This is a genomic window from Pseudoduganella umbonata (assembly GCF_014192225.1).
Classification (GTDB): Bacteria; Pseudomonadota; Gammaproteobacteria; order Burkholderiales; family Burkholderiaceae_D; genus Rugamonas; species Rugamonas umbonata.
Genome location: NZ_JACHXS010000001.1, coordinates 372,232 through 397,144, shown reverse-complemented (window position 1 = coordinate 397,144; position 24,913 = coordinate 372,232). Strand labels below are relative to the sequence as shown.

The 24,913-nt window shown below is 64.1% G+C and carries 19 protein-coding genes and 1 pseudogene; 8 read left to right on the top strand and 12 right to left on the bottom strand.

What is annotated here, in order from left to right; translation table 11 throughout:
• Positions 1 to 2: 2 nt before the first annotated feature.
• The gene (locus tag FHS02_RS01645) at positions 3 to 611 is read right to left on the bottom strand and encodes a hypothetical protein (protein ID WP_137312500.1); all 609 of its coding nucleotides are present in this window, start codon (positions 609 to 611) and stop codon (positions 3 to 5) included.
• Positions 612 to 648: 37 nt separating this feature from the next.
• Positions 649 to 954 carry an NIPSNAP family protein gene (locus FHS02_RS01640; protein ID WP_137312499.1) on the bottom strand — a complete coding sequence of 102 codons (306 nt, stop codon included), beginning with the start codon at positions 952 to 954 and terminating at the stop codon, positions 649 to 651.
• Positions 955 to 1,451: 497 nt separating this feature from the next.
• Here FHS02_RS01640 and FHS02_RS01635 point away from each other — a divergent pair, with 497 nt between their 5' ends.
• From FHS02_RS01635 to FHS02_RS31315, 5 genes are all read left to right on the top strand, one after another.
• A complete protein-coding gene (locus FHS02_RS01635; RefSeq protein WP_137312498.1) occupies positions 1,452 to 2,048 on the top strand; it encodes a hypothetical protein in 597 nt (198 codons plus the stop codon).
• Positions 2,049 to 2,126: 78 nt separating this feature from the next.
• Complete coding sequence (locus FHS02_RS01630; RefSeq protein ID WP_175424697.1) at positions 2,127 to 3,362, top strand: cyanophycinase; 1,236 nt, start codon at positions 2,127 to 2,129, stop codon at positions 3,360 to 3,362.
• Positions 3,363 to 3,808: 446 nt separating this feature from the next.
• The gene (locus tag FHS02_RS01625) at positions 3,809 to 6,520 is read left to right on the top strand and encodes a TonB-dependent receptor (RefSeq protein WP_137312496.1); all 2,712 of its coding nucleotides are present in this window, start codon (positions 3,809 to 3,811) and stop codon (positions 6,518 to 6,520) included.
• A 238-nt stretch (positions 6,521 to 6,758) separates the two neighbouring features.
• A complete protein-coding gene (locus FHS02_RS31900) occupies positions 6,759 to 7,574 on the top strand; it encodes a PEP-CTERM sorting domain-containing protein (RefSeq protein ID WP_217496893.1) in 816 nt (271 codons plus the stop codon).
• Between the two features lie 18 nt (positions 7,575 to 7,592).
• Positions 7,593 to 8,369: a PEPxxWA-CTERM sorting domain-containing protein gene (locus tag FHS02_RS31315; RefSeq protein ID WP_229422508.1), complete on the top strand. Its 777-nt coding sequence runs from the start codon at positions 7,593 to 7,595 to the stop codon at positions 8,367 to 8,369.
• A gap of 88 nt (positions 8,370 to 8,457) precedes the next feature.
• Here the strand turns inward: FHS02_RS31315 and FHS02_RS01610 are convergent.
• Positions 8,458 to 9,812: pseudogene (locus FHS02_RS01610) on the bottom strand (aminotransferase-like domain-containing protein).
• 143 nt (positions 9,813 to 9,955) lie between these two features.
• On the opposite strand from FHS02_RS01610, the gene FHS02_RS01605 reads away from it, so the two are divergent.
• Positions 9,956 to 10,222 carry a hypothetical protein gene (locus FHS02_RS01605; RefSeq protein WP_137312495.1) on the top strand — a complete coding sequence of 89 codons (267 nt, stop codon included), beginning with the start codon at positions 9,956 to 9,958 and terminating at the stop codon, positions 10,220 to 10,222.
• A 13-nt stretch (positions 10,223 to 10,235) separates the two neighbouring features.
• Here FHS02_RS01605 and FHS02_RS01600 read toward each other — a convergent pair whose 3' ends face one another.
• The 4 genes from FHS02_RS01600 to FHS02_RS01585 form a co-directional block, all read right to left on the bottom strand.
• The gene (locus FHS02_RS01600) at positions 10,236 to 10,364 is read right to left on the bottom strand and encodes a DUF2474 family protein (RefSeq protein WP_137312494.1); all 129 of its coding nucleotides are present in this window, start codon (positions 10,362 to 10,364) and stop codon (positions 10,236 to 10,238) included.
• Positions 10,364 to 11,371, bottom strand: coding sequence for a cytochrome d ubiquinol oxidase subunit II (cydB, locus tag FHS02_RS01595; RefSeq protein ID WP_137312493.1), 1,008 nt, complete (start codon positions 11,369 to 11,371; stop codon positions 10,364 to 10,366). The genes FHS02_RS01600 and cydB overlap by 1 nt, the downstream gene beginning before the upstream one ends.
• 3 nt (positions 11,372 to 11,374) lie before the next feature.
• A complete protein-coding gene (locus tag FHS02_RS01590; RefSeq protein ID WP_137312492.1) occupies positions 11,375 to 12,832 on the bottom strand; it encodes a cytochrome ubiquinol oxidase subunit I in 1,458 nt (485 codons plus the stop codon).
• Between the two features lie 164 nt (positions 12,833 to 12,996).
• On the bottom strand, positions 12,997 to 13,593 hold the full coding sequence (locus tag FHS02_RS01585) for an MSMEG_1061 family FMN-dependent PPOX-type flavoprotein (protein WP_137312491.1): 597 nt from the start codon (positions 13,591 to 13,593) through the stop codon (positions 12,997 to 12,999).
• 235 nt (positions 13,594 to 13,828) lie between these two features.
• On the opposite strand from FHS02_RS01585, the gene FHS02_RS01580 reads away from it, so the two are divergent.
• Positions 13,829 to 14,077: a hypothetical protein gene (locus FHS02_RS01580; RefSeq protein ID WP_137312490.1), complete on the top strand. Its 249-nt coding sequence runs from the start codon at positions 13,829 to 13,831 to the stop codon at positions 14,075 to 14,077.
• 272 nt (positions 14,078 to 14,349) lie between these two features.
• On the top strand, positions 14,350 to 15,462 hold the full coding sequence (locus FHS02_RS01575; protein WP_175424696.1) for a sensor histidine kinase: 1,113 nt from the start codon (positions 14,350 to 14,352) through the stop codon (positions 15,460 to 15,462).
• 87 nt (positions 15,463 to 15,549) lie between these two features.
• Here FHS02_RS01575 and FHS02_RS01570 read toward each other — a convergent pair whose 3' ends face one another.
• From FHS02_RS01570 to FHS02_RS01550, 5 genes are all read right to left on the bottom strand, one after another.
• Complete coding sequence (locus tag FHS02_RS01570) at positions 15,550 to 18,111, bottom strand: glycoside hydrolase family 3 C-terminal domain-containing protein (protein ID WP_137312488.1); 2,562 nt, start codon at positions 18,109 to 18,111, stop codon at positions 15,550 to 15,552.
• A 33-nt stretch (positions 18,112 to 18,144) separates the two neighbouring features.
• Positions 18,145 to 19,404 (bottom strand): MFS transporter, encoded by a 1,260-nt coding sequence (locus FHS02_RS01565; protein WP_137312487.1) that lies wholly within the window; start codon positions 19,402 to 19,404, stop codon positions 18,145 to 18,147.
• Entirely contained in the window at positions 19,401 to 21,041 is a 1,641-nt protein-coding gene (locus tag FHS02_RS01560) for an alpha-L-rhamnosidase-related protein (protein WP_217496892.1), read from the bottom strand. Before FHS02_RS01560 ends, FHS02_RS01565 begins: the two co-directional genes overlap by 4 nt.
• Positions 21,042 to 21,068: 27 nt before the next feature.
• Entirely contained in the window at positions 21,069 to 23,759 is a 2,691-nt protein-coding gene (locus FHS02_RS01555) for a TonB-dependent receptor domain-containing protein (RefSeq protein ID WP_175424695.1), read from the bottom strand.
• 149 nt (positions 23,760 to 23,908) lie between these two features.
• Positions 23,909 to 24,787, bottom strand: coding sequence for a DeoR/GlpR family DNA-binding transcription regulator (locus FHS02_RS01550; RefSeq protein WP_137312485.1), 879 nt, complete (start codon positions 24,785 to 24,787; stop codon positions 23,909 to 23,911).
• Positions 24,788 to 24,913 lie beyond the last annotated feature (126 nt).

The window sequence follows — 24,913 nt, the reverse complement described above, 5'->3', positions numbered from 1 at the left end:
GGTTACCGCTGGCTCCCGGTGGAGCAAGCCGGCGGCGCTCGCAATGCAAGCGTGCTGGCTGGCCCACGCTGCCTTTTATCATTGACCGCGTAGACCTGCATTTTCACTTCCAGTGGGTCCTTCGCCGCGTAGGGCGACTCGAACAGCAGGAACTGGAAGCGGATCGCATCGCCTTCGCGCACGCCGATGACGGGAACGTCGTCCACGGACAGCCCGCTGTCCGGGCTCAGCAGCTTGAACTGAAAACCTGTCTTGTCGATGTCGGTTTTGCCGGCGCGTGGCCAGCGAATCCACACACTTACCATGCCGCTGCGGCACGATTCTATTCGCCGCACGTAGCTGGTGGGGATATCGGGGTCGCGGTCGATACGGGCGGTTTTCAGCTTCGGCGCCGGCAAGGCACGGTTCATCCTGGCTTTATCCCACTGGAAGGTGTCCGGCACCGACCTGTCGAACAGCCTGTTACTGGTTATCAGCAAACAAGCGAAAGCTGGCGAGGCAAAGCAAGCCAGCAGGACCAAGCCGGCCAGCACGCGGCGCACGACGCACATCGTCGCATCGGCCTTCATTTGAAAGCCGGCGCGGAATGTACGAAAGGCGGATGAACTCATCGAATATCGAACCGTGTGAATGCCTGGCGCGGGAAATTTACTGAAGCACCGGCCGCAAAAAACTGCGTTCATAGCTCAGGATAAACTTCTGCCGAGTGGCCATGCCCACCAGCTCGATACATTCCTGGTCTTCTGCGGACTCGCGGCGATACCGTTCATAATCGGACAGGCTGGCGAAACTGAACAGGCAGTAGGCGATATTGTTAGCCCCTTCGGCGGGCAGGAAATAGCCGTGATGCTCCCCTCCCATTCGCCTGACAATCCGGACCCAATCGCGTGAATAGCGTTCGAAGGCGTCCAGCTGATAGGGGTCGATAGTGTATTTTACGTGGCAGGTAATCATGTAGTCAGTCCGTCGAAGGCACAGCCGAATTCCACAGTCTATGACCCGACCGTCATCATTGTCCAGGTCTTTGCGGCCCCCCAGTCGCCAGTAAGCCTGTTGGGATATCGATACGCAGCCCTGCCCGCTCGATCGACACGATTGGGCCGTACCAGTATTACCGTTTTTTCTTGAAACGCTGTCTGTACAGTTCTCAAATTCGGGGCTCCACCAGTCTCTCCCTGTGCGATAAATCCATCGATCAATCGCTGGACATGCAATCCGCAACGTACTGTTTCCTCCTTAAAATCTTCTTTCATCAGTTTCGGCAATACGGATTTCTCTTCGGTAACCCGCCGACGTATTTTCTTTGCATTCGATGCTTTGACAGCAAGCGTTAGCGATACACTTGCATCGACTCCTGCAATCGATCACGACCGACCTCTTCGAACTATCGATGCCTTCAACCCATCGAATAGTTTCCCTGCGTGCTGTGGTATTTATTTCCGGAAAATATCATGACGAATACAAAGTATGTGCAGCGTCTATTGACGGTAGCTATGGCATTAACGTTTGGATTGGCGCAGGCCAGCGGTGCCAGCGCAACTGAAGTGAAGACACATGAAAAAGCCATGCACGAGCTGCAGGTGAACACTGAAGGCGTCTTGAATAATGACGAGAGAGGCGCGGTGAGTAATGTCATCCTGGACTTTTACGTCGGCGCCGGAGCATCGATCATGAGTTTCAAGTGGGATGTCAACGTGACGAGTCATGCCGGCAGCTATCTGTCCGAAATGCAGATCACTTTCAGCGATTCATTGGGCACCGGTGTGACTTTTACGCCTGGCGGCGGCGATGATTTTGACGGGACGATGAATTATGCCGGGTTCCAGGACCTTGGCGAGCTGGGACAGGTTTTTGCGGTGGGCGCCGACGGTATCTTGCGCCTGGAGTTCCATGACTACTTTAAGGATCTCGCATTCGACGAGCCTGAAGGTGTGTGGAATTCCGGCACGCTGACCTTCGGTATCGCCCAGGTGCCCGAACCGCCCGCCTTTGCCATGGTGCTGGGCGGCTTGCTGCTGCTGTCGAGCGCTGTCAAGCGACGTTGTTAGGAGCCGCTTTTTATGATCGGGACCTGCCGTCCCGATAGATGTTCAATCCCAGAAACAGCCTTTATCGGAGCTCGAACCATGCTGACACGCTCTTTCCACCAGTCGCTGATGCGGCTTCTTTCAGGTTTCGGCGCGCTGATGCTCGCAATAACGTCGCTTGTTTACGCTGCGCCGGCAGTCGCGGAGCCCACATTCGAACCTGCGCAGCCGATTCCTCTGTATTCCTATTTCGCGACAGGCGATGTCAATGCGCCGGTAACGGCACCGTCCTCCCTGCCGACGCCGTCCTTCGTGCTGATGGGAGGCGGTCCTGACGTCGATCCGGCCTTTCGGTGGCTGATCCAGCGGGCCGGCATCAAACCGGGCACCGGCGGACGATTTGTCGTTATCCGGGCTACCGGAACGGAGGCCTACAACCCCTATATTTTCTACAGCGATGACAAGCTGTCGACCTCCACGACGATCGCCGAATTGTGGGTGGGTGGCGCTTCGCTGGGCCTGACCTCGGTGGAAACGCTGGTGATCCCCAGCGTCAGGGCGGCCAATAGCGCGGCCGTGAATGCCATCCTTGCCAAGGCCAATGTCGTCTTTATCGCAGGCGGCGACCAGAGTCATTACATCCGTTTCTGGAAAGGGACGGCGCTCGAACAGACGCTGAAAACACTGATGGCCAAAAACGTCCCCGTCGGTGGCACCAGCGCCGGTCTGGCAGTACTTGGCCAGTTCGATTATTCCGCGCTCTACAAGTCTGCCACGTCGGAGGAGTCGATGCTCAATCCCTACTACAAGGATATTACGTTCGACCCCGATCCCCTGAGTCTGCAGGGTGGCTTCATCGCACCACCCGCATTGGCAAGCCTGATTTTCGATTCGCATTTCGACAGCCGCGATCGGATGGGCCGCTTCATTACCTTCATTTCAAGGATCGTGGCGCCGAGCAGAACGGCAAGCGGGAGCGCCGGATGCGTCGGCGGTGTATTGCCCGCATCCTCAAGCGGCAATATGACTGCGCGCGGTATCGGCATCAGCGTCGAGACTGCCTTGCTGGTACAGGGAAATGGCGATGCGAGACCGGTGACCGCGAAGCGGGTCACCAACCCGTCGACCACCACGGAAAGCGCAGTCTATTTTGTTCGCCCCTCTGTCCCGCCTAGCGTGTGCCGGCCCAAGTTTCCTCTGACAGTCTCCACCGTCGAAGTAAGAAAGCTGGCGGATTCGAATACCGTGTTCAATCTCAGCGACTGGACCGGCGTTGCACTGTACAAGCATCTCGACATCACTTCCGGCACCCTATTCCCCGCAGACTGGTATTGAGAGCCCCTAACGTGCTCCGGAAACTGCTGCTGGCGGCAGCAGTTTCCATGAGGGTGCGTATGCCTACCGACATCGCTGGCCCTGCACCGCCACTGCTTTACCCCCACCATCCAGCCATTCCAGAAATGTATTATTTTTTACACATTTCGGGCACGATGTAAAAATCGGCAGCAATTTCGTTGCTCATCCGCCTATCCCACGCTAGTGTAAAAGCAGGAACCACGCGCATGGCTGCATCCGCGTGTATCCATCTCGGAACGGAATATCGAGAACCGCATTGCGCCATATTCGAGACGATATCGGCGCCGGCAATCCTTCGCCGACGCGACATTTTCTCGAATGGCTTTGCGTAATCCGGTTTACAAGCCAGAGGTAAATACCACCCGGCTATCAAGGTAATAGCAGCGATCAATACAACCCATCGAAGAAATCACTGGAGGGATTGAATGTCATATCAGCACGGGAACCTGCCGGTTCCAACGCGTATCGCCGCCCATGTATCGCGGATCTTTGGTGTCACGGCCACCGCCGGCTTAATGGCTTCGCTGGGTTTTCCGGCTGCGGCGCAGGAGACCCAGCCGATACCGAAAGTGGAAATCACCGGTTCGTCGATCAAGCGCCTCAACGCCGAGACGGCATTGCCGGTGCAATTGATCACCCGTGCCGACATCGAGAAAAGCGGCGTTACCACCGTGGCTGAACTGCTGTCGAAAGTGTCCGCCAACACGGCCGCCCTGACGGACGGCGCCAGTTTCAGCGACATTGCCGGCCAGCGCGGTTTCAACGGCGCCAACCTGCGCGGCATTGGCGTGTCGTCCACGCTGGTGCTGCTCAATGGCCGGCGCCTGGCCAACTTTGCCTCTCCGGGCGGCAATGCGGGCGTCGACCTGAACGCGATTCCGTCGGCGGCGCTGGAGCGCGTCGAAGTGCTCAAGGACGGTGCCTCGGCCATTTATGGCACCGATGCCATCGGCGGCGTGATCAACTTCATCACGCGCCGCAATTACGAAGGTGCCGACGCAAGTGTTTATTACGCCGACACCGAGCATGGCGGCGCGCGCAAGGCGACGGCGACCTTGTCGGGCGGCATCGGCAACCTGGCAACCGACCGTTATAACCTGCTGGCCGTGCTCGATTACCAGGACACCAGCAGCCTGCGCTCGTCGCAGCGCAGCTGGATCGGTTCGGCCTACCAGCCCGACATCAATCTCGATTCGGGCAGTTCGAATACGTTTCCGGCAAACGTGCGCCGCACCCGCGCGAATGGCACCAGCGCCACCGGCCCCCGCTTGAATCCCAGCGCACCGGCCTGCAATCCGCCGGCCACCGTCTACGCGCCGGACAGCTTCGTCGGTCCGGCTGCCTGCATGTACGATTACATGCAGGACACCGAACTCTTCCCGGAATCGAAGCGCGCGTCGTTGCTCACCCGTGGCCAGTTTGCGCTGGACAATGACACGACCCTGTACGGCGAGTTGCTCGTCAACGAAACATCGACCACCTACCGCATCAGCGCGCTGACGGTCTCGGGCGAGATCTATCCGCTGGCCGGGCAGTACTACCCGCATGCGCTGATATCGGACAACAAGACTCCGCTCGTCGTCAACATGCGCCTGACCGAAGGCGGACCGCGGACCAATGAAATCGATGCGAAGGCCACACGCATGGTGGTCGGCCTCAAGGGCGTGGTGCAGGGATGGGACTACGACATGGCGCTTAATCACAGCGTCAACGAGGTCGACGACAAATACATCGACGGCTATGTCAGGACCTCGCTGTTCGATGCCGCTTTCGCGAGCGGCATCATCAATCCGTTCGGACCGTCCGGTCCCGAAGGCCAAGCCCAGCTGGCGGCGGCCAAGATCAACGACCCGGCGCGCCATTCGCGCGGCACCACCGACTCGTTCGATGTCAAGGCCACGCGCGACCTGTTCCCGATGGCCGGCGGCAACGCCGCCATCGCGGTCGGTGCCGAATACCGGCGCGAAAAGATGAGCTTCAGGCCCTCGGCGTTGCTGCAGGCCGGGGAAATCCGCGGCGAAGGCGAGGCTACGCCGTTTTCGGGCGGGCGCAACGTCAAGGCCGTGTATACCGAAGTCAACCTGCCCGTGCTGGCCAGCCTCGAAGCGCAGCTCGCGCTGCGCCATGACCGCTACAACGACGTGGGCTCGACCACCAACCCGAAGGTCGGCATACGCTGGAATCCGATACGGCAGGTGGTGGTGCGCGGGTCGTATGGCACCGGTTTCCGCGCGCCGTCCCTCGCCGACCTGTACGGCCCGGTGCGGCTGGGCCAGGCCAACGGCATCTACAACGACCCGCTCGGCTGCATCCAGGTCGGCGCGATCGACAACACCGAGAATCCCGATTACTGCGGCCTGCAACCGGATAAGCTCCGGGGCGGCTCGGCGTCGCTGCGCCCCGAGGAATCGAAGCAGTTTTCGCTGGGCCTGGTGGTCGAACCGTATCGCGACTTCACGACCACGCTGGACTACTGGCGCATCAAGAAGACCGACGTGATCGTCTCGCCGGAAGGCTCCTACTTCACCGACCCGGTGCGCAATGCCGCCTTCATCATCCGCGGCGAGCCCGATCCGGAATTGCCGGGGATTCCGGGGCCCATCCTGTCGATCGATTCGCGGCTGCGCAATATCGGCGCGCTGGAAACCTCGGGCGTCGACCTGGGCGTCGACTGGCGCCTGCCCGCCACCGCCGTGGGCAAGTTTGCCTTCTCGCTCAACGGCACCTATGTGTTCGACTACAAGACGCGCGAATCGAACGACGGCCCCGATATCAGCGCGCTGGGCGTGTACACCAACGACCAGATCGTCCAGCGCTGGCGCCATACGGTGAGCCTGGACTATGAACGGGGCCCGCTCAACCTGACCTTGCAGCAAACCTACCTGAGCGGCTATCGCGACCAGAACCTGCTGGCCGACGGCTCGGTCCACCGTGTCGATTCCTACTCGCTGCTGGACCTGACCGGCGGGTATCAGATCTCGCCGGGCCTGAGACTGCGGGCCGGCATCAGGAACCTGCTCGACAAGAATCCCCCACGGTCGAACCAGCTGTTCAGTTTCTCCGTCGGGTACGATCCCAGCTATACCGACCCGCGCGGACGCCAGTTCTACACCGCGCTGGCCTACTCGTTCAAGTAACCCCCCATCGGGTCAACCCGGCTGTCGTTTCATACGGCAGCCGGGTCCGTGCGCCCTGTCCTCCTTCCCTCGCTGCGCTTGTGGTGTCAGCGAAACGGCCAGTTCCGGCCTGTCACGCCCCTGACCTCAAAGCATGACAATAAGCTATGATTGTCAATGGTTGTCAAAATGCTACTTTTATATTGAAAGCAAGGCATGCCGGCAGCCACCACCTCGTGTCCTGAACCGAAGTTCGCTGGTGAAGGACACTCCAGCAGCTGAATCCACTTTGCGAGGAAAAATGAATTCCAGGATATGCAGATTAACCGGGCTTGCGGCAGCCCTCATCTTGTCCATGACCGGCGCACAGGCCGTCGATGGCGTCACATTCAGCGGCGGCATCAGCGGCGCAACGTTCGGTGTCATCGATCTCCAGCCGGATGACGGTGTAACGGCATCGTATTCGGCCAGCCTGCGGAACAGCAGTTACTATGGCCGCCTCGACGGACGCTCCCTCGACCAGGAATTTTCCGACGAAACTTCCGGCCAGCAGCCGGTGACGCACACATTGAGTGCTGGAGATCTGAACGCCACCCTCACTGCGGGAGACGGCATCGGCGAAATCAGCATCCATGGAGCGATCTCTCCATACAGGGAGGCTGATGCGCTCGTCGAGATCAGGGCAGTGCAGACCTATGACGTGACGCTCTCTGCCGGCAGCGCGCTGACGCTGTCCGGCCATGCCTTCCTCGACCTTGGCTATTCGGGCAATGGCATCGGCAACAGGCTGACCAATGCATCGACGACGATTTACATGTTTTCCAGGAACGACAATGGTCCGGTCACGCGTACCTCGCTGGGCACCCGGGAAGTCGGTTACAGCCATGCCGAAGATTTCTGGCTCGCTTTTGCCAATCCCGGGACCGAGGATTCAGTCGTGACTGTCCAGTTCCTCACCGATTCCTTCACGATTGTCGAAGCCCTTCCCGTTCCCGAACCGGCGACCTATGCGATGCTCGGTCTCGGCCTTCTGACCCTGGGCGCCGCAGCGCGCCGCCGCGCAAGCCGCGCCTGATTCGCAAGGACTCTACCAATGAAAAAACAGCTTTCGATACTGGTCTTCCCCCTCGCAGCCGCGTGCCTGCCTGCGGCTGCGCTGGCCGCGGAGAGTTTCACGCAAACGTCGGGCCTCAGGAACCTGCAATTCGGCGTCATCGACCTGACACCCGCCGACAGCGCGGCGGCAGGTTTCACCATTGAGGATGTCGCCACCCGGCACTGGCACTCCGTGACGAAATGGACAATTCCATCCGAAGGGCCGTATCGGACGGAAGACGTTTCGGGCACCGACCCGTCGGCCTTTGAAACCTCGTTTCTCTCAGGCCGTGTGGCCACGAGTGCCGACGCAATTTCCGGCAACCTTGCGCTGACGACGACCGTCGGGCGTGAAATGGACGAGTCGTTCAGCGCCGAGGGCTACATAGACCAATCCTGGACGCTGCGGCTTGCCCCGCATTCCGTGCTGACACTCAGCGGCGAGGTATTCCGCAGCGCGGTGCTGTCCAATCCGGGCGATACCGGGTTCTCGGCGAACTGGTCGACCCTCCTGTCTTTGACTTCCGGTAATTCGGTCACCGGCCAGGACTTCGGACTGTACAATGCGCCGCTGGAAGGCACCACAACCAGGCCATTTTGGTATGCCATCGCCAATACGACCGACGTGGCAAGTACGGTTGCGTTCAGCCTCAGCATCAACAATTATTCCAACGCTTATCAGTGGACGCCTTCGGCCGTGCCGGAGCCCGCTACCTGGGGAATGCTGCTCGCCGGACTGGGCCTGGTAGCCGCCAACCGACGACGCCGCGCCTGAACATGACCCGTACGCCGGCTTCCCGCAGTTCTCGCGGGAGCCGGCTGTTGACCGGACCGGGCCGTTTTTTAGTGGTATTCCCGGACAGTCAAACCACCGCAGCGCTGACCGACCCGGGCCGCCGGGCAAGCAGATATGACAGCCGTTGAAGACCCGCCTGTAACTGCCCACGGTCCTTGACGGTCCCCAGCGAGATCCGGACGGCGTTCACGGATCCGCTGCCTGTCGCGAAGGCTTCCGCCGGCATGACTGCGATGCCCTCGCTGCCGGCGGCATGCGCAAGCTGCGGCGAGTTCCAGTACGCCGGCAACTCGATCCACACGTGAAGGCCGTCTCCGGCGCCGCTGTACCGGCCCGCCAGGATATCCCGGGCCATCCGGTGGCGCAGGCGCGCCTCGCTGCGTACGCCTTCGAGTAATCCCGCGGCCGACCCGTCGAGGATCCACTGCGTGGCCAGTGCGACCGTCAGCGGAGCGGCCATCAGCGCGAACGACCTGAGCGCGACGAGGAATCGTTCGCGTTCCTGAGGGTCCGGTACGCGCACGAACGCCACGCGCAAGCCGGGCGTCAGGCATTTCGACAGGGTCGAGATGTAGTACACGCGTTCCGGGGCGAACGTGGCGATCGGCGGTGGCGGCGCATCGGCAAGTAGCCAGTAGGGATCGTCCTCGACGACGCGTGCATTGCAGCGCTTCGCGATGCCGGCGAGTTCCTTGCGCCGGCGTTCCGGCATGGTGATCGCGGTCGGGTTCTGCAATGTCGGATTGAGGTAGACCAGCGCCGGCTTGTGCCGGCGGCACGCTTCCTCGAGCATCGCAGGCACCATCCCCTGCCTGTCCGCTTCCACGGCAACGATGCGGCGCCCGAGCTGGGCCGCCGCGGCACGCAGGCCGGGGTAACTCATTGGTTCTGCCAGGATGACATCGCCAGGCCCGGTCAGCGCCAGGAGCAAGGCGGCGATCGCCGCTTGTGCACCCGGGCAGACGACAAGCTGCCCGGGATCCAGGTGTCCAAGGACCGGTTCCAGCCATCTGGCTGCAGCCTGGCGGTCGGAGTCGCTTCCCCCGCCCAGGTGGTAAGTCATCAGCAAGCCATTGTCCGACCTCATCAGTACTTGGGCCAGGCCCTGTTTCATCATGTCGTCGAAGTCCACGCCTTGCGGCGGTGGCGGAACGTTCATGCTCAGGTCGAGGACCGGAGTCATTTCCACTCGCGGCGCCGCGACATACGTGCCCCGGGCGCCGCGGCCGACCAGCAGGTTGCGGCGCCTGGCCTCGTCGTAGGCACGCGTGACCGTTGTCAGGTCGACGTCCAGCCGTGCTGCCAGCCGGCGCTGCGGTGGCAGCGCATCCGCGATCTGCAGGAAGCGCGGCCCCCATGCGGCGCCAATCCCGGCAACCAGCCTGGCAGTTCGTCATCTTGTATGGTTTTCACATGGGACATTTTGTCTCAACGTATGGATTTTGCTTTCCGGTAGTATGCCTCAGAGCTCGATAACGGGCTTGAACAAGCACGCAGCTGCCGACACATTGTTACGAGGCGGTGCTCCTCGGACAGTCACAGGAAATACCCGGGAAATACGCAGAATGGAATGGATCCCTATCGTCTTCGCGACGTTCAAGATTCTCGTGCTGGGCACGGGCATGTACTACGCCGTCAAGTGGCATTACGATCAAGGGAGGAAAAAACGGGATAAGGAGCAAGGCGGGGAGACGAACGAGGCGCAGGAAAAGCGCGCGGTGCTGATCGCGGCCGTCAAGGTCGCCGCGGTCTTCCTGCTGGCGCTGCTGCTGCTGGGACTCTTCACTATCGCCCTGACGAGGTGGGTCGGGCTGGACCTGACCTTCACGTAAAAACCCGGTCGCGTTAGCGCATACCGGCAGCATGCATCAGCATGCGCAGCAGCCCGGCGACAACAGCCAGGGCCGCCACGCCGGCACTCCACAGGCCGACCATCCAGCCGAGGCGGCGCAGCCAGAGCCGTTTCGGATTCATCAGTGGTACCCCGCATCGGCCTTGACCTTGCCGCGGAAGACCCAGTACGACCACATGGTGTACATCAGGATGATGGGCAGGATGAAGAGCGTGCCGACCAGCGCGAAACCCTGGCTGGACGGCGGCGACGCGGCTTCCCAGATCGAGATATGGGGCGGCACGATGTGCGGCCAGATACTGATCGCCATGCCGGAGTAACCCAGGAAGACCAGTGCCAGCGAGGCCACGAAAGGCCAGCGGTGCGGCTGGCGCCTGAGCGATCGCAGCAGGATGGTGATGAAGAGCAGCACCAGGATCGGTACCGGGGCCAGGAAGACGATATTAGGGAAAGAGAACCAGCGATCGGCGACCGCCGGGTCGCGCAGCGGGGTCCAGATGCTCACCGCGACGATCGCCCCGAGCAGCAACAGCGCGAACGGCCGCGCCACCTGCACCATGCGCCGGTGCAGCTCCCCTTCCGTCTTCATGATCAGCCAGGTGCTGCCCAGCAGCGTGTAGGCGATCATGACACCGGCACCTGCCAGCAGCGGGAACGGGGCGATCCAGTCGACGGGACCGCCGGCATAGCTGCGGCCGGACACGGCGATACCGTCCAGGAAGGCGCCCAGCGACACGCCCTGGAAGAAGGCCGCCGTCACGGAGCCGCCGATGAAGGCCTTGTCCCACAGGTGACGCTCGTGCTCCTTCGCCTTGAAGCGGAATTCAAAGGCCACGCCGCGGAACACCAGGCCGATCAGCATGAAGATCAATGGCAGGTAGAGCCCGGACAGGATGATCGAGTAAGCCACGGGGAACGCGGCCAGCAGCCCCTCCCCGCCCAGCACCAGCCAGGTTTCGTTGCCGTCCCAGACGGGGGCGACGGTATTCATCATGGTGTCGCGGTCGCGCTTGTCCCTGGCGAACGGGAACAGCATGCCGATGCCGAGATCGAAACCGTCGAGCAGAACGTACATGAAGACGGCAAAAAAGATGATGACGGCCCAGATGACCGAGGTATCGATGCCCATGGCTCAGTCTCCGTCGCGCCGGTTGGCGCCGTCGCTGCCGGTACCGGTGCCATCGTCATCGTTGCCGACGTCGGCCGCCGACAAGGGCCGCATCGGCGTGCGCGTTTCGCCCGGTCCGCCCTCGGTGGCGCGGTGCAGTGCGAATGCCTGCGGGCCTTTCTTCATCAGGCGCAGCACATAGGCGGTGCCGGCGCCGAACACGAAGAAGTAGGCGACGACGAACAGGCCGAGTGTCAGGGCAAGCGTCCCGGCGCTGTGCGGCGACACCGCATCGGCTGTCCTGAGCACGCCATATACCACCCAGGGCTGCCGCCCCACCTCCGTGGTAACCCAGCCGGCCAGGATGGCAACCAGCCCGGCCGGCCCCATCCACAGCGCCGCGCGCAGGAATGGCCTGGCGGTGAAGATGCGGCCGCGTCTGCGCATCAGGACGCTCCACGCGCCCAGGGCGATCATCAGCAACCCGAGGCCCACCATCAGGCGGAAACTCCAGAAGACGATCAGCGAATTGGGGCGGTCTTCGGGGGCGAATTCCTTCAGCCCGGGAATCTGGCCGGACCAGCTATGCGTCAGGATCAGGCTGCCGAGGTGGGGGATGCCGACGGCGTAGCGGGTCTGCTCGGCCGCCATGTCGGGAATGCCGAACAACAGCAGGGGCACCGCCTCGCCCGGCCGGTTTTGCCAATGGCCTTCCATGGCCGCCACCTTGGCCGGCTGGTGTTCGAGGGTGTTCAGGCCGTGGAAGTCGCCGATCACGGCCTGGACGGGCGCGGCCAGCACGATCAGCCACATCGCCATCGACAGCATCTTGCGCACCGCCGGACTGTCCCGGCCGCGCAGCAGTTGCCAGGCAGCGGTGGCACCGACGATCAGCGCCGTCGCCAGATAGGCCGCCACCACCATGTGCATCAACCGGTAGGGAAACGACGGATTGAACACGATTGCCAGCCAGTCGGCCGGTACCATCCGCCCACCCTCGATGGCAAAACCGCGCGGCGTCTGCATCCAGCTGTTGGCGGCAAGGATCCAGGTGGCGGAAATAAGGGTGCCCACCGCGACCATGCACGTGGCGACGAAGTGCAGGTGCGGCCCGACGCGGGTCCAGCCGAACAGCATCACGCCCAGGAAGCCGGCCTCGAGGAAGAACGCCGTCAGCACCTCGTAGGCCAGTACCGGGCCCATGATCGAGCCGGCGAACTCCGACATGGCGCTCCAGTTGGTGCCGATCTGGTAGGCCATCACGATGCCCGACACCACGCCCATGCCGAACATGACGGCAAAGATCTTCAGCCAGAAATGGTAGAGGTCGACGTACACGGTGCGCCTGGTCCGTAACCAGGACAGTTCGAGCACGGCGAGGAAACTGGCCAGGCCGATCGTCACGGCCGGGAACAGGATATGGAACGATATCGTGAAAGCGAACTGGATGCGGGCCAGTTCCAGTGCGGTAAAGCCGAACATGGTGCTCCCTGGATGCTGCGTTATCAAAATGAGCGGCCACTGCCGGCCACCGGCGGGCGGCACGGCCATTCATGCAAACCGTGTGCAGGTACCGGCGCCAGCCGCCACGAAGCCGCCGGCAGGACGGCTCCGCGCGCGACACGGCGGCAACAGCGCCGGGCCGCTTACCTCGCCGCGATTCCCGCGGCCTGCGACGATTGCCTGATGTGGTCCGAGAAGATCCGCGACGGCGACGGCAACGCCGCCGTATCCGGCCAGGACTCCGGTTCCCATAGCGATGCCAGCTCGACGGAGCGTGAACAGTGCAGGAACATTTCGTTGACTTCCACGAGCAGCCCCGCCTTCGGCAATCGCTTGCCGGCGCAATGTTTCAGCAGCTCGGTACTGGTACAGATCGACGCGCGCCCGTTGACGCGTAATGTCTCCGGCATGCCCGGGATAAAGAAAAGCAGTCCGACCCAGGGAAACCGGAGGATATTATAAAAACTGTCGAGCCGATTATTGCCGGAAAGATCGGGCAATAATAAGTGGCGATCGTCCAGGACAATTACATGGCCCGCACTGCCGCCGCGAGGAGACACATCGGATGACGCCATGCCGTCACTGGTGGCAATGACCAGGAAGGGTGACAGGCCGATGAAATGACGGGCGTGCGCATCCAGATGGTCGAGGCATTTCCGCAGCGCGCCGGGCGATGCCGGTTTGTCATAAACACGTCGCAGTGTTTCCTCGTCTTCAATGGTTGATGGAATATTTTGCATAAGAAAAAAGTAAAAAACCGCCAATAGAATATGTATCTACCTTATCGCAATCGCGAATGGACTGTTTTTCGCGTCTTTGTTTTATGCGCAGCAATCATGGACACATCGAATCAGCCGGTCTCGGCCTCGCCGGGCTGGACTGATGGGTGAACACATCCATAAAGGCGGATGAGCAGGGGCAAATCCTGGCGGGCTGCAGCAATCTGGTACAGGTCTCGTGCGATGCACAAACGTAATGAAATACACCGCCGGCAAGACTAAACTAAACTTATGGAAATATCTCCACCAACCCGAGAAATGCCCGACCATGATGCCGCGCCACGACAGGGAAACCGCAACGCTGATTGACTTTTCGATCGGTATTCTTGGATCGCACGGCATCTACGTTGCCGCACGCCTGCTGTGCGAACGGGGCGTATCGTTCGAGACGGTCTGCCGCGTGCTGCGAAAACCCGGCCAGCGCCGGCTTCCACTGCGTAGTTAAGGAAGCGCTGATGTATTGCTGAAGGATGAGATCAGGCTTGAAAAACGTGTTCAGCAAGACGCAAATGTTCCGTCATACCTGGGCATGGCGTGGCACTTGCGGCGCAGCTGGGCGCGTTTTCCCAGGGCCAGGATCGCCGCCATGAATAAATCGGCGGCTCCTTAACTCATCGATTGAATTGTCGTGCCTTTGTCCGGACCATGGGGGTGCTGTCGACAGTTTGGCATATCCACTCGACGGCGTTCATCTCAACTCAGCAGTGCGAGAATAAAATGAATACCGAAGACAATCGAGCCCCCTCCATCAATGCACTCGCTTCAGCGTTTTCAGGGCTTCGCGAGTTAATACTCGAGCATTGGAAATTGCGGGTATCGACCGAAATACCGACCGCAGTGAAGCTTGGCGAACCATTGCTGATGAATATGGTCCCCAAGCTGTACGACAATATTGTCGAGGCATTGTCGGCAGAAAGCCTGCGCCTCACCGCTACCATGGGCACGAATCTCGCTATTTCCCACGGCCGGGAGCGCGCCAACATGACGGACTACAAGCCTCCCGATCTGCTTCATGAGTTCCAGATCTTCCGGGAAGTGATTTTCTCGGTGGCGAGAACGGAAGGGCTTTTCCTGAGCAAGCACGATGCGGAGGTGATCGGCTGCTCGATCGAAGAAGCCGCGCGGGAATCCATCAGCGGATTCGATGAAGCCGACCGTGAGAAAAGCGTCGGCTTTATCGCTACGCTGTCCCATGATCTGCGCAATCCGTTGAATGTCGCGAACGCGAGTGCACAGTTGATACAACTCAAATCGTCCGACCCGGGCGTCGTCGACCTGGCCAAACGGGTGTGCCGCAAGATCGCGGAAGCCGATGGAATGATTCAAACCCTGCTCGATGCGGCGCTGGCGCATGAGCAGATGAACTTGAAACTGCACCTGACTTCATTCGACATCATGACGCTGGTAGAAGAGATTTGCGCCGACCTTCCCGTACTCGGAAAACATGTCAGCGTTCTCGGCGAACGGATCATCGGTCACTGGTGCCGCGACTCGATGAAGCGTGTGCTTGAAAACCTGCTGACCAACGCGCAGAAGTATGGCGATTCCGCCAGGCCGATCAAAGTGCAGGTGCAGCGCGAAGACGACTCGATGCTGCTATCCGTGCACAACGAAGGCGTGCCGATCCCCAAGTCCGAGATGGAACGGCTGTTCAAGCGCTATCAACGACTTGAAACAACGCAGGTCAAGGGCTGGGGGCTTGGATTGCCGTATGTCCAGAATGTCGCCGAAAGCCATGGCGGTACCGTCGTGGTCGATAGCGCCGCGGAACGCGGCACGACTTTTACAGTCACTGTGCCGATCGACGCACGCCCCTATGTCAAACAGTAGCCCACCCTGACCGGCAGGCGCGCCCCGGCAGCCGGACCCTGCGGCTCGAGGCGCCTGGCGGCCGGCTGCCTTCGTCGAAGGCCGGCGCTATCGCGACAAAACAGCCTCCTGCCGCTGCACGATCTCGGCGGCATTAAAGCCCACGCCCAGCGACACCTTGCCGGCCGGCGTCACCCACTTGCCCCCTTTCTCGTCCCAGTATGACAGCAGCCGGCGCTCGACGGGAATCGTCACCACCTGCTCGCCGCCAGCCGGCAACTGCACCCGCACAAAGCCGACCAGCTTGACGGCCGGCGTGTCGACCGGCGCCGGCAACGCCCCGTTGTACACCTGCACCACGGTCGATCCGGCCCGCGCACCGGTATTTTTCACCCGGACCGATACCGTGGCCGCCACGTCGGCCAATCCGCCCTTCCCGCCTTTCTCCGCCCGCACCTCCAGCCCGTCCAGGCCGAACGACGAATACGACAGGCCGTAGCCGAACGGGAACAGCGGCTTCTGGCCGTGCTTGTGCAGGTAGCGGTAGCCGGTGAACACGCCTTCGTCGTAGCGCACCGTGCCGCCGCCCTGGTACGGCCGCGGACCCTGGCTTTCGTCGGCCGGGAACGAGACCGGCAGCCGGCCGCCCGGCTCGGCGTCGCCGAACAGCACGTTCGCGATCGCCGTGCCGGAGGCGGCGCCGGGATACCACATCTGCACCACCCCTTTGACGCGCGGCAGCCATGGCATCTTCACGGCACCGCCCGTGTTCAGCACCACCACGGTGTTCGGGTTGGCGGCAGCCACCGCTTCGACGAGCGCATCCTGGTCGGCCGGCAGCGCGTAGTTGTCGCGGTCCATTTCCTCGCCCGTCACCTGGTTGACGAACACCACGGCGGCATCGGACTTCTTCGCCAGCGCCACCGCATCCGGGATCATCGACGCGCCCTGCCAGCCCAGCTGGATGCGCGGGCCCGTGAATGCGCCGCGCGACGAGTACTCGACCTCGATGCGCACCTTGCGGCCTTTTTCCAGCTGTACCACGCCGTGCAGCGGGTACGTGTTGGGGCCGGAGCCCGGGAACCCCTCCGCCGTCGAGCGGGCGCCGTCGACGACGGCCTTGCCGTCGACCTTGACCTTCACGGTCCCGCTCAGCGAGGTTGCCAGGCGTACCGCGCCATCCCTGTCCGGCGTGTAGTCCGTGACCCACCGGGCCGACCATTTCGCCGGCATCGCCATCGACGGCCTGCCCTTGATGTCGATCTCCTTGACGATGTCCTGCGCCAGCGCGGCGCCGCTGAAATCCTCGCTGCCGAAGTACCGCACCTGCCATCCGGGCTTGCCGTCCGGCGCGACCAGCCCCACCGGCGGCGCGAAGATGCCGCCGTCGGCGGACATCGACGGCAGCACGGCGTCGCCCAGCGAACCCTGCGCATGGACCACCTTCGCGCCCGTGCCGGCCCTGGCGGCGATCGCCTCGACCGGCGTGGTGAACTGGCCGGGATCGACGAAGGTCGACCACATCACGCCCGTCACGGTTTCCTTGCCGGCCGGGCCGATGACGGCGATCTGGCCGGTGCGCCGCAACGGCAGCACATTGCCCTCGTTCTTCAGCAGCACGGTACCGCTTTCGGCCACCTGCACGGCCAGCGCCTGGTGTTCCGGGTTCGTCACGACCGCTGCCGGCGTGCCGGTGACGGGGCGGTCGAAGGTGCCCGTCGAGAACAGCGCCCACAGCATGCGGCGCGCCGCATCGTCCAGCCGGCTGGCCGGAATGCGCCCGTCCCGAAACCCTTCGGCCTTGCGCAGGAACGGCTGCAGCGACCAGGAATCGATGCCGGCATTGAACTGCGCGATGCCGTCGGCGCCGCCCATGAAGTCGGTGGCCATGTAGCCATGGAAGCCGTGGCGCTTGATCTGCGCCAGCAGCGCGGCGTTCTCCAGCATGAAGGTGCCGTTCACCTTCGGGTAGGAGCCCATCAGCGAACCGATTCTGGCCTTTTCAATCAGGTAGTGGAACGGCAGGTCGTACACCTCGCGCAGCGCGCGGGGCCCCACTTCCACGTTCATCGTCAGCCGTTCGCGTTCCGTGTGGTACACCGTGTAGTGCTTGGCCATCGCGATGACGCCCTCGCCCTGCATGCCGGACGCCACTTCCGAACCCATGACGGCATTGACCAGCGGGTCTTCGCCGAACGATTCGGTCAGGCGCCCGGACAGCCCGTCCCGCGCCACGTCGACCGTGGGGCCGAGGATCACGTTCCAGCCCTTGCCGCGCGCCTCCACGGCGATCGCCCTGCCGTACCGGCGCGCCAGTGCCGCGTCGAACGTTGCGCCCAGCATCAGCGGCACGGGGAAGGCCGTCACGCCCTTGTCGCCGCGCAGGCCCGCCGAGGCATCGACGCGCGTCAGCGGCTGGATGCCCAGCGGCGCCAGCGGCGCATAGTCGGCCGGGTCGACGCCGCTCACCAGCGCCACCTTCTGCTCGAAGCTCATGGCCTTCAGCACCTGGCCGGCGCGCACTTCCGGCGCCTGCGTGGCGTCGCGCCAGGCCTGCACGCCTGCCTTGGTATTCGCTTCGGTACCCGGTTCCGCGCCCTGCGCCAGCACGGCGATTGCCAGTCCCACGTGGACCGCCACGGCACGGCGCAACAGATCGTTCTTCGTCATCTCGTCTCTCTTGTAATGATCGTCATCGTAAAGTCATTGCAGGGCCGCGGCCGGCAGCCGCCGGATATACAGCCATCCCAGCGCCGTGGTGAAGCTTACCGCCACCGTCAGGGTCATGAACAGCGTGGCCGGGCCGCTCTCGATCAGCAGCGGCGTGCCCAGCGCGGCCACGGCCGCCAGCATGCGCGTGAAGAACGTGGTCGCCCCCTGCGCCGTCGAGCGCAGCAAGGTGGGGAACAGTTCCTGGCTCCACACCTTCCACATCGATTCGCCGGCAAACGCGCCCCCGATACCCTGCAGGATCTGCCAGGCCGCCAGCGAAAACACGTTCACGCCGAACACCAGCGGCGCCAGCTGCCCGGCCACCGCCAGCGCGCCGCCCAGCACGAACCACGTCATCCGCGACGGCAGGTCGACGGTGCGCATGAACAGGATCGCGGCCGTGAACGACACCGCCAGCTGTGCCGTGTTGACCAGGCCCGCCGTTGACACCGACGTGCGGGCCACTTCCGTGTACAGCAGCGTGCCGAACTGGCCGCCCGTGTTGGCGGCCAGGTTGAACACGCCGTAGAACAGCGCCAGCGCGATGAACGGGCCGACGAAGCGCCGGCCGAACAGTTCGCGCATGCTGCCGGCGCCGGGCACGCTGCCATCCGGTCCGGCATCCGCATCGGCGCGCGCCCGCGTCCACTCGCCCGATTCGGGCAGCGTGGCGCGCAGCGCCAGCACCAGCAGCGCCACCGCCAGCACGTGCGCCCACATGATCCGCCCGCCCAGTTCGCCCAGGCCGCCGACGAAGATCTGCAGCACGTACGTGGTGCCGATCGCGGCCATCCACAGCACGTGGGAGAAGGCGATCAGCCGGCCCTTGAAGCCGGGCGGCGCCTCCTCGGCGATCATCGCCATCGACACGGGCAGGTCAGCGCCGATACAGAAGCCGACGACGATCGTTCCGGCGTACAGCACCGGCAGCGACGGCGCAAACGCCAGCATGGCCGTGCCGAGCGCCAGCCCGACCATCGTGGTGGTAAACACACGGCGCCGGCCGAAGCGGTCGCCCAGCCGTCCGCCCACCAGCGCGCCGATGGCGAACAGCGCCGTCAGCACCGCCGACAGCTGGCCGATCTGGCCCAGCGACAGGCCGAAGCGATCCTTGTACAGCACCAGCGCACCGCCGCTGGTGATGATCGCGGCGGCGTCCAGGTAGGACGCCATGCCGGCCAGGATCGCCACGCGCCACGCCGCACGCGGCAAGTCGCGCAGCCGCGGCACGGGCATCGTCTCGACCTTCATGCCGCCTCCCCTGCCGGCCGGCCCAGGCCGCGCGCCCGGAACAGCCACGCCGGCGAACAGCTCCACGCATGGCAATAACTGTTGGCGTGGATGTCGCCATACGGCGACGCCAGCGGATCGGCCGGGTCGAACGCTTCCCAGAACGTGTCGGCGCCGGCATCGAGCATCGCGCCCCAGTAGGAACGCACCAGTTCGAGCGCTTCGCCATCCATGCCGCAGGCCAGCATCGCTTCGGCGATGTAGTGATAGGCATACGGCGTAATGGGCCGCAGCGCGGCCGGGTCGGCCAGCGCATTGCGCAATGCCGCCTGCGCGATGTCGCGCGATTCCGGGATCCCCGCCAGCACGATCCACGCCTGGGCCGCGCACGACACCTGCTGTTCGGGCCCGCTGGTGTAGACGCCGCGGCTGGCGTCGAACAGCTGCGCGCGCGCGGCGGCCGACATGCCGTCGACCAGCGGACCGTAGTGCGCCACCTCCTCCGCGCAGTCCAGCACGTCGGCCAGCGCCAGCATGCGCCGCAGCGTGAACACGATGACGCCATGGGTCGCGGCGCTCTTGTCGAGACCGAAGGCCCAGTCGATGAAGCACCACGTTTCGCCGCTGTCGTGGAACAGCAGCGTGTCGTCGAGGCGCGCCAGCAGGCAGTCGACCTGGCGCCGCGCCACCGGCCACAGTTCGCGCCCGCAGGCCAGGTCGCCGGTCGCCGCCACGTACTCCTGCAAGGTCACGCAGAACAGCGCCGCGTAATCGAGCGTGGTAGTGTCGCCGTAGGTGGGCTCGGGGCGTTCATACACGCAGCCGTTGACCAGGCCGTCGGAACGCGGCAGGCCGGCAAACAGGTACAGGCAGCGCTTGACGACGTCGTCGGCGCGCAGCGTGACATAGCTGGCCAGCGCCTGCAGCCGCAGATCGCCCACCCACAGGCGCCGGTCGCGGCGCGGGCCATCCTCGAACGCCGTCTGCAGGCAGTCGCGCAGCGTGCGCTGCGCCACCAGGTCGACCCGGCGGATCCATTCCGGATACGCATCGGGCAATGGCGACGGCTCCGTGCGGGCGGACGTGACGGCATGCGCCGTCATCGCTTCGAACCGCACGCCGAAGCGCCGCGACGCGGCCAGCACTTCGACCTTCACGTAGCGGAACGCATGCCGGCGCGCCACCCGGAACACGGCGGGCAGGTCGTCGACCGTGACGATTTCCTCCGGCAGCCAGGCCGCGCTGATCCAGCCTGAATACGGGTACAGCGGCTCGGCCACGTCGGTCGGTACCTCGCCGAATGTGAGCCGCAGGCGGATCGGGCTGTCCGCGACGCTGTTCACGGGCACCGCCCGGAACGACAGGTAGCCGGTGAGGTGCTCGCCGAAATCGGCGATGAAGGCGGCGCCCTCGGGCCAGTCGCGCCGCGCCAGGCCGGCGCCGTCGTCCACCGGGCGCATGGCATGGCGCAGTGGAAGATCGGGGCGTGCCTCCGGCTCCACCAGTGCCACCGGCATGATTTCACGCTCGTTCAGGACTGGCGTCAGCGCCTGCGCCGTGCGCAGGAACGCCGCGACGGGTGCGCCGGCCGGCAGGTTGATCCGCCGCGCTTCCTCGGCCGCATTGGCCTGGGCGATCTGTTCCGGACTTGGTTTCATTGCTCTCCTTGGTGGTTGCAGAGGGGCTTACCAGCGCTTGGTCAGGCTGGCCGAAATCACGCGGCCCAGCGGGTTGGCGGCGGCGGCATCGAAGCCAAGGATCGACCCGCCGGTATAGAACACGGGCGGATTGCGGTCGAACAGGTTGGTCACGTCGATGGCCAGCGTGGTGTTGCCGAGTACCCCGCCATCCTTGAATTTCCACGCGAAGTGGCCGTCGACCGTGTTGAAGCTGGACACCCGCTGGACCGGCGTGACGCCCGTATTGCGGTAGCTGCCGACATGGTTGGCGAACAGCGCGGCGCTGAAGTCGCCGCGTACCAGGCCGGCCTGGAGCCGTACCTTGTCGCGCACCGAGTAGTTCGTGTTCAGCAGCTCGATGGTTTCCGCCACGCCCGGCACGTTCTGGTCGAACTTGAGCATGCGGGTACCGGCGATGCCGAAGTTCCACTGGCCGATGCTGTTGCGCAGGCGGTATTCGAGGTTGTAGTCGATACCCTGGATCGTCTCGTCGGCGAAATTCTGGCGGCGCAGGTCGTAGATCGCCAGCGGCAGGCCGACGTCCGGATAGATCAGGCCATCGTGGCGCAGGCCGGCCAGCAGCGGCTCGACGGTGGAGCGCCATTGCGCGTCGGTGGCACCGGCGGGACGCAGCGTGCGGTACCGGTCATAGGCGCCGATCGGGTTGAACAGCGGTCCGAACGTGGGGAACGTGATCACGTCCTTGTAGTCGATCCGGAAGTACGTCACGCCCAGCTTGAAACCGCCCAGCAGCTCGGGACCCAGATCGAGGCCCATGCTGTAGGTATTGGCTTTCTCCGGCTTCAGGTTGTTGCCGCCGGCCAGCCACACGGCATAGTCGGACGGTCCCGCACCGCTGCAGCCGAGGTGCTGGCCGGGCAGGCAGTCGGCGCGGATGGCCCGGGTATCGATCGCGCTTGGCGCGTCCGCCAGGCTCGGCGCATGGAACGAGCGGCCGGCGGAGAAGCGCACCTTGGCGCCGTCGGCGACCGTCCAGGTCGCACCCACCTTGGGATTGGTGGTGCTGCCCACGTCGCTGTAGCGGTCGTGGCGCGCGGCGACCGACAGGTCGAGCTTCCTGACGCCGGGGACGGCATTCGCTTCGCCCAGCACAGGGAAATACAGCTCGCCGAAGACGAAGTCGTCATCGCGGGTGCCGACCGACGTGTACGGCGCGGACGTGAAATCGCCGCCCACCGGTCCGGCCGAGGTCAGCCCTTCCATCTCTTCGCGCCGGGTGCCGGCGCCCAGCGCCGCGCGGGCCTTGCCGCCGCCCATCTGGAACAGCGGGCCGTCGAGCTTGACCTGGGCTTCCTTCAGCGTGTGCCGGGCGTTGTAGCGCGTGACGAAATTGCCGATCTGGGCCAGCACGCCGGCGCTGGTCTGCGCGCCGATACCGGTGGGATTGAACGTCCCGCTGGCTGCCGCGGCGATCGCCAGGGCCTGGTTGATGCCGAAGTTGTTGACGTCATCCTTCTCGATGCCGTAGTTGAACTCGACCTTGGCGCTCCAGTCGTTCGGCAGCTGGACGTTGGCGCCGGCCACCAGGCTGCGCGTGCTGGTGGTGATGCGGTTCGTGAACGCCGCGCCGAAATCCGCGGCCGGGTTGTACGTCACCGACTGCGGCGCACCCGCTTCGGCACCGGCCAGCGGCAGGTGGAACGGGCTGCCGGCCGGCACGCTGAGCGACAGCCCGCCGCTGGTGACGCCGCTGCCGGATACCCGGGATCCGAGCCGGCGTCCCGAATACAGGAAGCTTGCATACAGTTCCGCCGACTCGCCGACGTCCTGGCGCACGCTGAAATAGGCCTGGTCCCGGTCCTGCGCGGGATACAGGTCGTTGCCCCGGTTGGTTTCGCAGCGCGACGCCGCTCCCGGCACCAGCGGACCTCCCGCGACGATCGGATAATTCACGCCGCCCACGGTGGCCGTGCCGGGCGTGCAATTGGTCGAGCGCGCATCGGCCCCGCCCCAGCGCCGCTGGTCGGCCACCGCGTACGGGCGGGCGAAGCCGTCGAGCGCGGTGTTTTCCGAACGTTCGATGGCCGCCAGCGCGTGGCCGCCATCCCACTTGCGCCCCATCAGGTGGCTGAAGTTCTTCGTGCGGTAGCCATCGGCGCTGCCGAAGCGCAGCTTCGTCTCGGCACCGTCGAAGCTCTTGCGCGGCACGAAATTGATGACGCCGTCCACGGCATCGGAGCCGTAGATGGCCGAGCCGCCGTCCGCCATCACCTCGACGCGTTCCAGGATCGACGTGGGAATCGCGCCGGCGTCCGGTGCGGTCTGGTTGATACCGGCGCCCGGCAGGCGGTGGCCGTCCAGCAGCACCAGTGTCAGGCCGCCGCCGCCGTTGCCCACACCGATGCCGTGGATGGCCGGCTGGTCGACGAAGTTGGCCTGGTTCTGGCCGTTGTTGATGCCCGACGCACTGAAGTTGTTCATTTCGGGCACGGAGCGCAGCAGCTCGGTGGACGTCGTCGCGCCGGTGGCGGCGATATCTTCGCGGCGGATCGTCGTGACGTCCGAGCCCACCGCGGCCACGCCGCGGATGCTGGTGCCGGTCACGGTGACCACGTTCTCGGGCTGCACGGCCTGCTGCCCCGTGGCGTTGCCGATCACGCCGGCAAGGCCGCAGATCGCCAGCGCGATCCTCGTCATGCGCACGGTGGGAACGCGGTGAATGGGGTGTGCTTGCATTGCCTGTCTCCTTGTATTGGTATGGGTGTTGCGTTGGACTGCAGTGTTTTTTGGCGCAGCGCGGCCCATGCGCGGCGCGGGCAGCGTGCGCATCGGGTCCGGCGCGTGCCGGTATAAGGCTGAAAACCAGACTGAAAACTGGGCTGAAACTAGTGCGGCGTGGACGGACTCGCAGTGGACCAGCTGCGCGCCGGGGACAGCCGGCAGGCTGCCTCGCCGGCGCCTGCCGGCGCATCCGGCGCGACCACGTCGACCTTCACGCCGGCCCGTTCCAGCATCTGCACGCCGGCGTCCGGCGCGCCCGTATCGGTGACGACGCGGGCAACCCGGTCCAGTGCGCACAGGAACATGCCGCCGCGCCGGTCGAACTTGGAGGAATCGGCCAGCACCACCACTTCGCGGGCCTGGTGCAGCAGCCTGCGGCCGGCCTGGATCAGCAGCGCGTCCGCCTCCATCAGGCCCAGCGCCGACAGGCAGTGCGCGCCCATGAACAGCCGGTCGGCGTAGCAGTACTGCACCGCTTCGGTGTCGAACGGGCTGAGGATGATGCCCTGCGCCGGATAGACCTTGCCGCCGGTGAGGATCACGTCGTTGTCGCCGGCGGCCAGCAGTTCGCGGGCAATGGCGAACGAGTTGGTGAGCACCCGCATGCGCCGCTCCGCCAGGAAGGCGGCCAGGTGGAAGGTGGTGGTGCCGCCGCCGATCAGCAGCGTGTCGCCGTCGGCGCACAGTGCCGCGGCGTGGCGCGCGATGGCCCGCTTGGCGCCGGCGTTGGCGCGCGCAGCATCGATGAATGTATCGCCCCGCATGCCGGCGGACCGCCCCGCCGCCGGCTGGACCGCGCCGGATTCGATGCGGCGCGCGCCGCCGTGCGTGCGGCGCAGCTGGCCGGCCGTGTCGAGCAGGCGGATATCGCGCCGCACGGTGGCGGCGGACACGCCGAGCCAGGCAGCCAGCTGGGGAATCGGCGCGGCACCATGCTCGGCGAGCAGGCGCAGCAGGTGCTTGTGGCGGTAGCGCGGGTCCATCGCAGTCTCCTTTATCGGCCGTCTGGCGGCCTGTCTTTGTGCGAACCTTAACGTCTTGTAAGCAAATATACGGAAACATTAATGTTGCGTAAACCTTTTAAAGAAACATGACAAAAAATTGAGCGG